A 13,692-nucleotide genomic window follows, 5' to 3' on the forward strand; every position below is an offset into this window, starting at 1 on the left:
GGGTTAACCACCCGCAATTTTAACTTTAAATTTTAACGCTTCTAAAATGGCTTTTAGTTTATCGCGGTCATCACCTTGCACTTCAATAATGCCTTCTTTTACTGCGCCGCCTTGGCCCATTTTGCTTTTTATAGTTTTAGCTAACTTTTTTAAATCATGATCTTTTGGATCAATGCCTACAACTAACATTACGCCTTTGCCTTTACGTCCTTTTGTTTGACGCTCAATGCGAATAAAACCATCTTTAAAAAGCTTAGCTTCTAACTCTTTTTCTGGTTTTGGCTGGTCAATGCGCCCCGTACTTGTTGAATATACTAAGTGACTATCACTCATACCTTACCTTTATGGATAAAAATTAATTAAATATTGGCGTAAATGATAGCAAATTTGAAGTTGTGTGTTTTTCTTTTTGCTAAATACTTTTAACAGGTTATATTTAGTTCAAAGGAAATATTATTGGAGTTTAATATGAGTTTAACTAAGAATGAATCAGTCGATGGCACTACATTAACAATACAAATCAAAGGTAAATTTGACTTTAATTTAGTGCAATCTTTTCGCCAAGCTTATGCCCAAATGAGCGAAAAAACAGTAAAGGTTATTATTGATTTAAGAGAGACTGACTACATGGATAGCTCAGCACTTGGCATGTTACTTAACATGAAAAAAACCATTGATAGCCAAGTGAAAACTATTGAAATAAGCAATTGCCAACCTCAGCTTAGAAAAATTCTACAAATTTCACGTTTTGATAAAAAGTTTGATATTAGCTAATGATACATGTGTTAATTGTGGATGATCAGGCGCTCAATCGCATTTTACTAAGTAAAATGCTTGAGCAAGAGGGTTATAAAATATCAGTGGCTTATAACGGGCTAGATGCGCTTAATGTACTTAAAGGAGAGCAAATAGACGTTGTTTTACTCGATGTTTTAATGCCTGTAATGGATGGTTTTGAAGCCGCTGAAAAAATAAAGCAGCAATATAGTGAAGTTTACTTACCAATTATTTTTATAACCTCCTTAGACGATCAAGCAAGTTTTGAGCACTGCCTCGAGGTAGGCGGTGATGACTTTATTCATAAACCATTTGAAAAAGTTATTCTGCATGCAAAAATTAAAGCACATATTCGCACCAGAGAGCTGAGTAAAAAAGCAAACCAGCAAAAAAAATTGCTTGAATATCATCACAATCAAATTGAACGTGAACACGAAATAATTGAGCATATTTTTAATAACTCATTAGAAAACCAAGGTAAGTTTAAAGAGTATTTAGATTTTAATTTATCACCTGCCTCTATGTTTAATGGCGATATGTTTTTAGTAGCGCAAAGTCCAATCGGTAATTTGTATTGCATGCTGGGAGATTTTACGGGGCACGGCCTAGCTGCAGCTATTGGTGCATTACCAACTTCTCGTGTGTTTTATACTATGGTACAAAAAGGCATGGCGGTTAACGATATTGCCAGCGAGCTAAATACACTACTGTACAACCTCCTACCTGGGCATATGTTTTGTGCTGCAACCATTATAGAGCTTAGTGCATCAGGTAAAAGTGTTTCTGCATGGATGGGCGGCCTGCCAGATGCGTACCTAATAGATAAAGACGGTAATGTAAAACAAACATTAGAATCGCAGCATATGGCGCTGGGGATTTTAGATGAACAAGAATTTGAATATGAAGTTATCCATTTTGAAACAAATAGTAATACACGCCTAGTATTAGCAACCGACGGTATTATAGAAACGGCAAACAAAGAGGATATATTTTTTGGGGAAGAGCGATTTTTACAAACCTTAAAAAATAAATCGATGATTAGTAGTGAAGACATAGTTGCTAATGTTACTAAGTTTGCTGATGGTACGAAACAGCAAGACGATTTAAGCATTGTTTTACTAAACTGCTTGCCTTTAATTCCTGTGGAACAAGAGCGAGAAGCATTTTCTACTTTAGCTTTTAATTTGTCTTTGAGCTTAAACTCAGAGCAAATAAAAAAAACAGACCCCGTTTACGACGTCGTTAATATTTTAAGCAGTGTGGAGGGGTTAAATACCCATCGCTCTAATATATTTTTACTGTTGTCTGAGGCTTACAACAATGCGCTTGATCATGGTGTATTAGGACTTAACTCAGAAATTAAAAAACAAGAGGACGGCTTTTTTCGATATTACGAGTTGAGAGAGGCTGCCCTTGCTAAACTTACAGATGCCATGATTATTATTGATATGCGCTATTGCCCCGACACGCTCAGTTTATATTTTATTATTTGTGATTCAGGTCGAGGGTTTAGTAGTAAGCACGATGAGTTGGCAAAGGCTAATAACGAATTTGGCAGAGGGGTGTCTTTATTAGAAGAAATAGCCGAAAAAGTCACTTATAACGCCAGTGGTAACCAAGTTGAAATGTGCTACAAGTTGAGCTAGCTCTGTAAAAATATCCATGCTATTATTCTCGAAACTTTAGATGTATGGATGGCCAAATGATTTCTTCTTACTTAAAACAAGCACAACTTAGTGCTAATCCAGCTTTGATTTCAACAGAGCTTGAAAAGCTTGATCTACATTTAGCAAACACTGCTTTGCCTGATGTGTGTTGGGAGTATCAAATACCTGAGCTTGGCGAGGGCGGTGCATGTAGTTTATTTGGTTACTTACAAGATGAGCCATTCAAATTAACTGACTATATTAAAAATGATGAGCAAACACAGTTTAAGCTGGCTACTTTACAAAGTATTGTAAGCTACATTGAGCAGCAAACGGGCGTTGATTGGTATGGTATTTATCAATCAACTAATACCCCTGAAGGTAATCAACTATTAAAATTGGCTTATCATGGTGCGCCTAGTCGTCCGTTGTTTCCTTTAACGCAAGCATTTGCGGCTGGCAGTAACAACGTACAGGTTGCGCTATCCCACGAGGGCCGCATTATTAATAACGTTGAAGAGTATCTATCACAAGGTGGTGAATACTACACATGTGATCCTAAAGTTAAATCAGAAACCTGCCTACCTTTATTTAATACACAAAATGAATGCGTTGGTATTGTAGATGCAGAAGCCTTTAAAAATGATTTTTTTGATGAAAAGACGCTTGCCGTTTTAATTGCATGTTGTATTAAAATTCCTCACTTTCTAGTGTAAATAACGCTAGTCAATATGATGTGCTTTTATGTTAAGCTTAGCTTAACAGCTAACCCCTAAATAACGATAAGAGATAGCCAATGTTCTCAGTATTAAAACCATTACCAACAGATCCTATTCTTGGCCTTATGGCGGCCTATAAACAAGATACAAACCCTAATAAAATTGATTTAGGTGTAGGTGTCTACAAAGATGAGCAAGGCAATACACCGGTTCTTAAAGCGGTTAAAAAGGCTGAAGCGTTTCGTCTTGAAAACGAAATGAGCAAATCTTACATTGGTTTAGCGGGTAATTTAGATTACTGCCAAAAAATGGAGCAGTTACTATTAGGTGAGCATCAAGTATTACTAGCTAACCGCGTACGTACCGCGCAAGCTCCTGGTGGTACGGGTGCACTTCGTGTTGCAGCTGAATTTATTAAGCGTTGTAATACAGACGCGACTGTTTGGGTAACTAACCCAACATGGGCTAACCATATTAGCTTGTTTGAAGCTGCAGGCTTAACAGTAAAAGAATACCCATATTACGATTACGAAAATAAAGATTTATTGTTTGATGAAATGATCAACACACTTAAACAAGTGCCTAAAGGTGATGTGGTTTTACTGCATGCATGTTGTCATAACCCAAGCGGTATGGATTTAAACGAAACACAGTGGAACACGGTTGCCGAACTGGCAAAAGAAGTTGGCTTTACACCACTTGTTGATATTGCATACCAAGGCTTTGGTGCTTCACTTGAAGAAGATGCACGTGGCTTACGTATTTTAGCCGATGCAGTAGAAGAGCTAATTATTTGTTCTTCATGTTCTAAAAACTTTGGCTTATACCGCGAGCGTATTGGTGCATGTTCACTAATTGCAAAAGACAGCGCAACAGCAGATATTTCAAACTCTGTAATGCTAAGCGTTGTACGTAGTATTTACTCAATGCCGCCAGCGCATGGTGCTGACATTGTTAATACTATTTTAAGCAGTACAGAGCTTACACAATTGTGGCACTCTGAGCTTGATGAAATGCGTAGTCGTATAAATGGCTTACGTAGCTTAATTAAAGAAAGCTTAGCAACTAAAGATATTGCTCAAGACTTCTCATTTATTGAACGCCAAAACGGTATGTTTTCTTTCTTAGGTATTAATAAAGAGCAAATTGCTCGCCTACAAAAAGAATACGGCATTTACATAGTTGGCTCTAGCCGCGTAAATGTTGCAGGTGTTAGTCATTCAAATATTGAATACTTTTCAAATGCTGTAGCTGACGTTTGTAAATAAACGCAGTTAATATAAAAAACCGCACATCATTACTAATGATGTGCGGTTTTTTATTATCTAAATTTAAACAATTAGCAGCAACCTTTAACCGATAGCAGGAATAAGCCCCGCCATTTGCATAAACTGCGCAGCAATAATAGTTATGCCACATATAGCTGCTATACCAAGCCCAACATTCCCACTTTTAACTTGGTAGCCTGTTTTATTTGATGTTGTACGCTGTTTATAAACCATTGCTACAGGCAAAAATATTGCCAGTACAACAAGTGCTATTGCTGCGTACCCTAAGGCCATAATAAAGCCTTGAGGATAAAACAATGCAAAGCCAAGTGGCGGAATAAACGTAATTAAAGCCGTTTTAATTCGGTCTGTTTTATTGTCACCCTTTTTAAATGCATCAGCAAAAAAATCAAATAACCCTAAACTCACCCCTAAAAATGATGTCGCAAGTGCTAAATCAGCAAATAACTTAACGGCCGTTGCCACACTTGGGTTATGCGCAATACTTGCCACGCTAGATACAAACCCATTAAGACCTTGGCTGTTGAGTAAATCAGCTTGGCTCATAATACCTTGGCTAAGTAGTTGCCAAAAAATATAAATGACTAAAGGTAGGGCGGCTCCAGCAATCATTACTTTGCGCAGTACTTTTATTTCAACACCAACATATTTAACAATAGAGGGGATAGATCCATGAAAGCCAAACGAAGTAAATATAACCGGTATAGCTGAAAGGATTAACCCTTGCTCCACAGGCATCTCTAATAAATGCTTACCTTGCACATAAGGGGTAAGCATATAAAACAAACTAGCTAATACAATAATTTTTATTGTAAATAACACTCTATTTAGTTTATCTACCTTGCTAGTGCCTAGCGTTACTACACTTGCAATAATAACAGCAAGAATCACAGAGCCAAACTGTGGGGCTATATCTACATCAAAGCCTATATTTATACGCGCTTGAAGTTGTGCACCACCACCTGCAATATAAGCAGCGCATAAAGCGTAAAATAAAAAAACCATCGAAAAATTCGCAATATATTGTCCGCGCTTTCCAAGCCATAATTTAGCCAATGTATTTAATGTTGCATCGCGTGGTGCATATTGGTGTAGCTCTAACATGAGTAGTGCGGTGTAGGTCATTAGTAACCAGCTAGCAATTATTAATGCAAGTGCAGTACTAAACCCAAGCCCGGCAGATGCAATTGGCAATGCCAACATACCCGCACCAATAGTGGTGCCTGCAACAATTAACATGCTTCCAGTTGTTTTATTTTTAAGCACTTAATTACCTTAATTATTATTAATATTGATGCACCATATAACTAGTTGCTCAAATCTCAAATAGTTTTGTAATAAAAGAGCGGTATTAAAATGTAACTTACAATTTACAACTGTATTTATTAAGGACTTTAGTGTTTAAAAAGTACTAAAACACAGTAGTGAGCGTATAATTTATTCTTTGTTTTATTCATTCATATAAAGCGTAGGGATGGCACGTGCCAGTTAAAGTATCGTATTTTTTCATGGTTCTTATATGGTCTACTACACCACTGGGTATAGTGTGGAGTAGTGAAACTGTATCGCCAACACTTGCAGTGTTAATGCGAATGCTGGTGGGGCTATTGTTAGGCGGCTTAATTGTTGCCATTACAAATATTAGAGTGCCTTGGAGCAAAAATGCATGCTTACTTTATTTTTATTCGAGTATAGGTATTTTTGGCGGTATGTTGTTGAGCTATATGGCAGCTAAAACAGTCCCTTCTGGTATTATTTCGCTTATGTTTGGCCTTGCACCTATTTTGTCGGGGTTGCTTGCTCAGCAATTATTAAATGAACCTAAATTTAGCCCGATTAAATTAGTTGCGTTAGCGTGCGCCTTAATTGGCTTATATTTTGTTAGTTATAACCAAGTACAAAACTCGCAAACTCAAGGGCTTGGGTTGCTTTATGTGTTTATGGCTGTCTGCTTTTTTAGTTTAAGTGGTGTGATGATCAAGCGTGTACAGATTGCGATTCACCCTATGGCAACAACATTTGGTGCCTTAGTTTTTGTAACCCCACTCTTTTTTATTGCTTGGTGGTTATTAGATGGTGAGTTGCATATACAAAACTGGAGTGCAAAATCATTGTGGGCTATTGGTTATCTAGGAATATTTGGATCTTTAGTAGGGGCTTTGGCGTATTTTCATGTGCTGCAAAACCTAAATGCAAGTACGGTATCACTTACTACACTTATAACTCCTAGCTTTGCGTTAGCCTTGGGAGCTTGGCTAAATAATGAGTCATTAAGCCAAGAACTAATAATTGGTGCGGTTATTATTTTAATTAGTCTAGGTTTTTTCCAATTTGGTGATAAGTTTTTAAGGCGAAAGAAAGTAAACACAAATTAGCTTTACTACATTTTTTCAATTTAGTGATAAGTTTTTAAGGCTAAAGAAAGTAAGCGCAAATTAGCGTTACTACATTTTTTCAATTTGAATAATTAAACGACGGTTTTTGTCTCGGCTTAAAATGTTATCGTTATTATCAACAAAGCGTTTTTCGCCTAAACCGGTGGTTTGTACTTTTGTTTCATCAACACCCAAGCTCACCATATAATCTTTTATAGTTTTGGCGCGCTTGCGCGATAAATCTAAGTTATTCCAGCGTCCGCCATAACTATCGGTGTATGAGTCAATACTAATGGACTCTATGCTTGCATCATTTTTTAAATACTCAGCAATCTTATCAAGACGTTGTTGCGACGATTTAGTTAATTTACTGCTGTTAGATTGATAGTTCATTACAGTAAACGAAATATCTTCAAAGCTGTAAGGGAGTAGCTCATCACGGCATTGTAAAAAAGCCCAGTAAGCTTGTTTAAAGTTTACGCTCGATATACCAACGGCAATTTTATCGGCACTGTTTTGCCAGTCTTGATAATAAAAAGTAGGGTAGTAGCCTTTTTCAAGCTCAGTAAGCATTTCCCATGCGGTTTTATTGCCTAGCTCGCCATCAAACTTTTTAAGTAATTTCATATTTGCAATATCGCGAGCGGGCAATCCTGCACGCCATGTAGGTGGCACTGCTTTTAAACCTGCAATTGCGTAGTTATCTGGGCGTACAACCATATCTAAATTAAATGTTAAGTTTTTACTTTTACTTGCAGAAGCTTTAAATATAGCTTCACCGTAATAAGGAACCTCATGATTTAATTGGCATTGTAAGCGCGTTGTTTTAACTACTTCCCAGTTGGAGTTGTCTTGGGTTGCTGTGTATTGGCGCATAGCAGCTTGCGAGTGAGTACTGCAAAACACCGCACTTATACTAAGGCTAATAAATAACAACTTATACTTCATGGTGCTCTCCAGCTATCCGGGAATGCCAATAATTTGGCAAATTAACGACTGCAATGATTAGTTTGCTCTCTACGTAACTAACTTATAAGTTAAAGCAAGTTATGTGCCTACAATTTTAAAGCAATAAATACTTAAATCCCCTAGCCTAGGGGGCATCAATTTTGACATAATAGTCAGCTTACACGTATAAACAAAGAAGACTATGGCAAATACTGAGCAAACACCTTTCGCAAAACGCTTTCGTGGATTTTTTCCTGTTGTTATTGATGTTGAAACTGCAGGTTTTAACAAAGAAACAGATGCCTTGTTAGAAATAGCAGCCTCTGTTTTAAAAATGGATGACGAAGGACTGCTCAGCATAGATCATACTGTTCATTTTCATGTTCAGCCATTCGAAGGCGCTAATATAGAACAAGCAGCCATCGACTTTAACGGTATAGACCCGTTTTCACCATTACGTGGCGCAGTACCTGAAGATGAAGTAATTAAAGAAATATGTAAAGTAGTACGCAAAGCGCAAAAGGCTGCTGGGTGCCAACGCTCAGTTATTGTGGCGCATAATGCCGCATTCGATCATGGCTTTTTAAATGCAGCAATAGAGCGTAATAACATTAAGCGTACGCCATTTCACCCGTTCGTAAGCTTTGATACAACATCTTTAGCGGGTTTAGCGTTAGGGCAAACTGTATTAGCAAAAGCATGTAGAGCGGCTGGTATAGAGTTTGATAACAGCCAAGCGCACTCAGCGCTTTACGACACAGAACGTACAGCCGAGCTTTATTGTTTAATAGTAAACCGCTGGCAGCAATTAGGTGGTTGGCCATTAGCGCCAGTAGATGACGCTGATGCTGAAGTTGAAACTGAAAATGACGAAGAAACTAAAACGTCTGAGTAATTTTACCCTCAGTTAGCTTAACTAGGTGGGGCGGGTAAATACGCGAAAATTGTTTAGAATCTTTCGCTATTTTAAGCTCCACACCAGGGTGCATTAATTCATTTACTTTTAAACGGCTACTGGCAAGTAATTGCACTATTCTTTGCTTAATAAGTAGTTTTTGACGATGAATATGCGCAGAGCGTATTTTTATATGCTTTTCATTTTCAGTTATCTTATTCATGAATTGCTGGCGCTGAGCAGCCCCCGCAATTTTACTCGCTTTTTCGCGAGCTTGTTGTAAAGCGGTTACTTTAGTCGCAAGTACTTTTTCAAAATCGGTGATTTGTATTTGCTTTTGGCGAAGCTCAAACCAGAGTTGCGCTAAAAACACGCGCGTTTTAGTACCGGCTGGCGCGCCTAGTTCACCTGTTTCAATGCGCATAGCATCTAAAATATTACCGCCAATAATTTTACCTCGCGGGTCATTTGCTTTACCTACACGTATTAATCGCCTAGCACTTAAATCACAATGCAGAGCTTGGCGTTCAATAAATAAATCTTGTTCGGATTTAATGTTGCAGTACTGGGCATAACCAATCGAAATAGTTCGTTGAGCGGTTATACAGCACGTAAATGCTTCCTCGCCTTCACGTTTTCGGCCAATTGCGCCAAGCATAATGGTTACCGCACTTTTACTTTCAACAGTTCCTGATTCTACAAAACCAAGTACCGTAATATCACCATTGGCTTTTACGCGCATACCGTCTTTAATATCGCCAGTAATAATTACGCTACCATCAAAATCAACATGGCCTGTACTTACATCTACGTTATCAAAGCATAAAACATCATCTACACGCATACCACGGGGTAGGGCAACGGGCACACCTTTGCAGTCGGCAATAAGCATATTAGGATTATTAGGATCTACTTTTGTACCTTCGAAAGGCTGGAGTTGGTGATCTTTACCTGGTTTTGCACTAATTGAATCGCCAAATACCGTATAGCCTTCTTCTCCAGGGGTAGCTGCAATACGCTGCATTAAGGGAGTGCCAGGTTTTACGGTGATAATAGCGCCAAGGTTTTTCATATCAACCTTACCGCCTTCTTTAGCTTGTGGGCTGAGTACTCGGTCTTGAGCTGTTGAGCATAAACGCACAAATTTAGCATCGCTGCCTTCTTTTGGATTGCGCCCATGTGCAATTATGGCACTGTAAGAGCTTCCTGCTGGTTGCTCAAACTGCTGGCCTAAAAAGGTATCAAGCGCACGAGGACTTATTCCTTTTTTAACACCTGCATCAGCAAGTGCTTTTTGCGCGCCTTCCATAGACAAAAGTGCGCCACCTTTAGCGGTAGTTAATGTTGCTTCTGCGACCATGTTTTTTTCATCAATATTAATGATAAGCGACGCATCTACAGCTCTAGCAACGACAAGCGATACTTCCTGATAATTTTTAGTTGACGCAAAAAGCTTTCCAATATTGGCAATTACAGCTTCGTACTCACTAAACTCAGATTGCTCTAGCATTTGCGTTAACTGAGTACTTGTAACAGGAAAACCACTATCAATAGGGTGACTTTCTAAAGAGACAAACCCTGTACTTTTATCAAATGAAAAAACCGACATTTATTAATTCCCTACTCTATGCCTGTTATTATTTTTATTTTTTACAACTAAAGGTTTAGAAATAGCAAAAACCTTAACTCCTCATTTGAACACAGGTTAAACACATTGTTAAGTAAATGTTTATATAGGCTTGCATAAACTAAATTTTGGTTACTTAACACGCGATTGGCACATACAATTAAAATAAAGCGTTACTAGGCCTTGAGTATCAGTACTTTACTCAGTTATACTGTTTGCACGCTCTGAATTGAGTTACTAATTCAGGGGCTGATTAGGATTCGACGGAATTCAAGAAGCCCAAGGTGCATGTCGAGGTGCGGTTTGCCTCGTTAAACAGCCGCAACCTAAAGTAATCGCAAACGACGATAACTACTCTCTAGCAGCTTAGGCTGGCTAGCGCTCCTTCCATGTATTCTTGTGGACTGGATTTTGGAGTGTCACCCTAACACCTGATCGCGACGGAAACCCTGGCCGGGGTTGAAGCGCTAAAACTAAGCGGCCTCGCCTTTATTTACCGTGTTTGTCCGGGACTTAAAGGTTAATTAAATGACAATACTAAACATGTAGTACCGACGGTCGAGGCTTTTCGGACGGGGGTTCAAATCCCCCCAGCTCCACCAATAAAGGTTTTTGAACTCGTTATTCGAAAACCATAAGAAACCCGCAAATTTGTTAATCCAAATTTGCGGGTTTTTTTATGGAATTTATAAAATAAAGTTTAAGTATTTATAATTGCGCGTAACTTCATTTTTATCGCAATTATAAAAATACTGAATAACGACAACATACTTATTAACAACGTTAGATTAAGTATTGGGTTGCTGCTTTGCTCATCCGCATTGGCTGGGGAGGTGTTTGTAGTTTGCGAGTTTTGATGTTGCCTAATATAGCTTTGGCTGATCCAATCTACCGCGTTTATCCATTGTACTTTGGCGGGGTCAGTATTGTTTAGCATCCCTATTGCGTGCTTATCGTTATCTAAGCTTTTTGAAAGTTGTATCAGTTGCTGCCAAAATTCATTTTTAGGGCCTAGGTCATCTATTTCTTGTAGGTGCTGTTGTAATTTATCACCCCCCATCGTTTTTATATCAGCTTGTCCTGTACTTTGCGCGTAGCTATTTATTAGTGATGAAAAGCGACTAAAGTACTCATTACTTTTTTGCTGTGTAGGGTTAGCTGTTCGCTCGTTTGTTATTTTTTGTGTTGGTTGATTTAGGCTATTTTGATCAATCAAATATTGTTTATAGTTTTGGTAACTTAAGTTGTTTGTAGTTGTGTTATTTGTAGTTGTGTTATTTAGAGTGCCAAAGTTGTTTTTAAGTGCATTAACACTGATCACTACACCTACTAAGGTAAGAATACAAAGTGCGCAATAGCAAAAGTACAATGCGCTTTTTAAAGTGTTACGCAGTAGTTTATATTTATTATAACTTTGCTTAATAGCTGCAGTTGTATTTGGGGCTTCGTCTGTATCTAGGCGTTCATTTTGTATTGAAATACTTTTGTCGTTAGTACTTTCACTAATGTGTTTATCTGTATTTTTACTGTGCTCAGTGAGTGCTATTTGATTATTTTGAGATTGAGAGATTACAGTAATGAGTTGAGGTTCTACTTTAGTAATCAAACCTAGCTTTTTAAGTGAGGATTCTGTTTTAACAGCATCAATACTCGATAAGTCTTTTTTTAAAGCGTAAGCTTTTCCATCAAATAACTGAACAACAATATTATGAGGAATATTAAGAAGTTGACTGAGTTGTTCTTGGGCAGAGGTAAGGTCAGTATTTTGATATAACTGACCATTAAAAACAATTTTAAATGTAGCGCTCACGTTAGTACCTTGCTTGTGTAATTCCATTTTTGGAATTTTATTTTTATTATTTGATACACAAAGCTAACTTAACAGATAAAGGGTATGCTTTCTAATGATTTGCGATTAAAAAAGCCTTAACAAACAGCGTTAAGGCTTTGGCGTGTAGCTGTTACTTTATCGTTTAGCGAGTGATTTTACAGATTGCTTTTGATCACTTGCTGGTTGGGTTGCTTTGTCTATTAATGTTTCAAGTGGTTTATTTCGAACGCACATAAGTACTTTGTTCATTGCTTGGCATGTGCCTGTCGCTTTTTTATCATGGCTTGTGTAGCTGCAATCTTCATTAATGGCTTTTGCTTCACATGCTTCCCAAGGCGCATTTGAGCCGTGGCCTGCATGACTTAGCGCTGAGCATGAGGCAGCAAGTAAAAAGCCAGTGGTTAGTGCTTTTATCACGTTAAATATTTTCATTAGTATCTCAGTTAATTATTTGGCCAGAATGCGAGTTATCTTGCGGTAGCACCTTTAAAACAACCAATAAACATGTTTTCAGATACATCGGCTGCATGGTAGTGGTATCCGCGTGTATCGTCGGTGTGGCCTCTACATTCGTCTAAATCAGTGGGTTCTAATCCATCTTCGTTAAGCATGCCAAATATACCAAATCCATCGAGTGCATAACCCATCATGGCGGCATGACCGTCTGATTGAATTTGTGTTTGGCTACAACCTGCTTCACCGTGGTAGTGATAGCCTGCTACTAAGTTAATATGGCCAGCGCAATCATCAAAGGCTGCAATAGTGTATGCGCCTAAAATAGCCTCAACAGGCACGGGTGCAGCAAGTACAACACCATTGAGAGCAACACCTACATTAGCGTTACCAATACTGCTATTTTGAGTGGTTGCAACAGGCGTTATTGGAATTAAAAATGATTCTGATATACCGCCATCAACATAATCAATAGAGCATTCTACGCAGTGGTTTTGGTATTGTTCTTCTACGTTTGGACGTGCAGCGCCATCACACGATTCTTGTGTGTCGGTTACATTTACAAGGCCTGTACCTTCGTCGTATAGCTGCCAATGACTATCGTTATATAATGTAGGTAGATTTAAAATAAAGTCTCCGGTTATATCGTAAACCTCACCGGTGCCATCAAACCAAATACCGGCTTCGTCAGCTGTTGAGGTGATATTTTGAGGGCAAAATACACCAATCTCGTAATTTGAAGGCGCACCGGCAATATCAATTTTGTAGCATGAGGCTTCATCGCCATTACTTAGCGTACATGTTTGAGTGGTAATTGATGAAATGAGCGCATCGCTTTCAAAGTTAAAAGGGTCGACTTCTACAACAAAATCGGTTGAAGTATCTGTTGTAGTTCCCTCATCGGTGGTTGTTTCAGTTACAACTGTACTTTCAGCATCGCTACCGTTACAGGCAGCTAAACCCAGTGCGAGTATGCACACTGCAAGCGGTGTCAAAATTGGTGTGTTAAATCTTCTCATCAAAAATATCCGGTAATGAAGTTGAATGTATAATATTTGTTAAATGTGCAAACAAAGTGCAAAAACAACGCAACATAGTACATAGCACGAGATAGAAGCTGATAAAGTTTCTC

General features: G+C 38.2%; 13 protein-coding genes and 1 other RNA gene. 7 read left to right on the top strand and 7 right to left on the bottom strand.

Features of this window, described 5'->3' with window-relative positions; all coding sequences use genetic code 11:
* Positions 1-3: 3 nt before the first annotated feature.
* Complete coding sequence (locus CXF76_RS15045) at positions 4-333, bottom strand: translation initiation factor (protein ID WP_007581414.1); 330 nt, start codon at positions 331-333, stop codon at positions 4-6.
* Between the two features lie 135 nt (positions 334-468).
* On the opposite strand from CXF76_RS15045, the gene CXF76_RS15050 reads away from it, so the two are divergent.
* The 4 genes from CXF76_RS15050 (at position 469) to CXF76_RS15065 (ending at position 4,410) form a co-directional block, all read left to right on the top strand.
* The gene (locus CXF76_RS15050; RefSeq protein ID WP_002962948.1) at positions 469-774 is read left to right on the top strand and encodes an STAS domain-containing protein; all 306 of its coding nucleotides are present in this window, start codon (positions 469-471) and stop codon (positions 772-774) included.
* Entirely contained in the window at positions 774-2,423 is a 1,650-nt protein-coding gene (locus tag CXF76_RS15055) for a SpoIIE family protein phosphatase (RefSeq protein WP_024589408.1), read from the top strand. Before CXF76_RS15050 ends, CXF76_RS15055 begins: the two co-directional genes overlap by 1 nt.
* Before the next feature lie 56 nt (positions 2,424-2,479).
* Positions 2,480-3,139 carry a GAF domain-containing protein gene (locus CXF76_RS15060; protein ID WP_024608928.1) on the top strand — a complete coding sequence of 220 codons (660 nt, stop codon included), beginning with the start codon at positions 2,480-2,482 and terminating at the stop codon, positions 3,137-3,139.
* A gap of 80 nt (positions 3,140-3,219) precedes the next feature.
* A complete protein-coding gene (locus CXF76_RS15065; RefSeq protein ID WP_010554636.1) occupies positions 3,220-4,410 on the top strand; it encodes an amino acid aminotransferase in 1,191 nt (396 codons plus the stop codon).
* Between the two features lie 84 nt (positions 4,411-4,494).
* On the opposite strand, the gene CXF76_RS15070 is transcribed toward CXF76_RS15065, so the two are convergent.
* A complete protein-coding gene (locus CXF76_RS15070) occupies positions 4,495-5,697 on the bottom strand; it encodes an aromatic amino acid transport family protein (protein WP_024608927.1) in 1,203 nt (400 codons plus the stop codon).
* Between the two features lie 215 nt (positions 5,698-5,912).
* On the opposite strand from CXF76_RS15070, the gene CXF76_RS15075 reads away from it, so the two are divergent.
* Positions 5,913-6,806 (top strand): DMT family transporter, encoded by an 894-nt coding sequence (locus tag CXF76_RS15075; RefSeq protein WP_101164065.1) that lies wholly within the window; start codon positions 5,913-5,915, stop codon positions 6,804-6,806.
* Between the two features lie 69 nt (positions 6,807-6,875).
* Here CXF76_RS15075 and CXF76_RS15080 read toward each other — a convergent pair whose 3' ends face one another.
* A complete protein-coding gene (locus CXF76_RS15080) occupies positions 6,876-7,754 on the bottom strand; it encodes a flagellar protein MotY (protein ID WP_024608925.1) in 879 nt (292 codons plus the stop codon).
* 202 nt (positions 7,755-7,956) lie between these two features.
* Between CXF76_RS15080 and rnt the strand changes: the two genes are divergently transcribed.
* A complete protein-coding gene (gene rnt / locus CXF76_RS15085; protein WP_024608924.1) occupies positions 7,957-8,649 on the top strand; it encodes a ribonuclease T in 693 nt (230 codons plus the stop codon).
* Here the strand turns inward: rnt and CXF76_RS15090 are convergent.
* The gene (locus CXF76_RS15090; RefSeq protein WP_101164066.1) at positions 8,633-10,258 is read right to left on the bottom strand and encodes a DUF342 domain-containing protein; all 1,626 of its coding nucleotides are present in this window, start codon (positions 10,256-10,258) and stop codon (positions 8,633-8,635) included. The genes rnt and CXF76_RS15090 overlap by 17 nt on opposite strands.
* Before the next feature lie 263 nt (positions 10,259-10,521).
* On the opposite strand from CXF76_RS15090, the gene ssrA reads away from it, so the two are divergent.
* Positions 10,522-10,878, top strand: a transfer-messenger RNA (tmRNA) gene (gene ssrA, locus CXF76_RS15095).
* A gap of 98 nt (positions 10,879-10,976) precedes the next feature.
* On the opposite strand, the gene CXF76_RS15100 is transcribed toward ssrA, so the two are convergent.
* The 3 genes from CXF76_RS15100 to CXF76_RS15110 all read right to left on the bottom strand — a co-directional run bounded on the left by CXF76_RS15100 (position 10,977) and on the right by CXF76_RS15110 (position 13,579).
* Positions 10,977-12,086 carry a hypothetical protein gene (locus tag CXF76_RS15100; protein WP_232785130.1) on the bottom strand — a complete coding sequence of 370 codons (1,110 nt, stop codon included), beginning with the start codon at positions 12,084-12,086 and terminating at the stop codon, positions 10,977-10,979.
* A 156-nt stretch (positions 12,087-12,242) separates the two neighbouring features.
* Positions 12,243-12,539, bottom strand: coding sequence for a hypothetical protein (locus CXF76_RS15105; RefSeq protein WP_007581994.1), 297 nt, complete (start codon positions 12,537-12,539; stop codon positions 12,243-12,245).
* A 35-nt stretch (positions 12,540-12,574) separates the two neighbouring features.
* On the bottom strand, positions 12,575-13,579 hold the full coding sequence (locus CXF76_RS15110; protein ID WP_101164068.1) for a YHYH protein: 1,005 nt from the start codon (positions 13,577-13,579) through the stop codon (positions 12,575-12,577).
* Between the last annotated feature and the right edge of the window lie 113 nt (positions 13,580-13,692).

Origin of the sequence: Pseudoalteromonas sp. 78C3, assembly GCF_002836695.1 — a bacterium.
GTDB classification, from domain to species: domain Bacteria; phylum Pseudomonadota; class Gammaproteobacteria; order Enterobacterales; family Alteromonadaceae; genus Pseudoalteromonas; species Pseudoalteromonas arctica.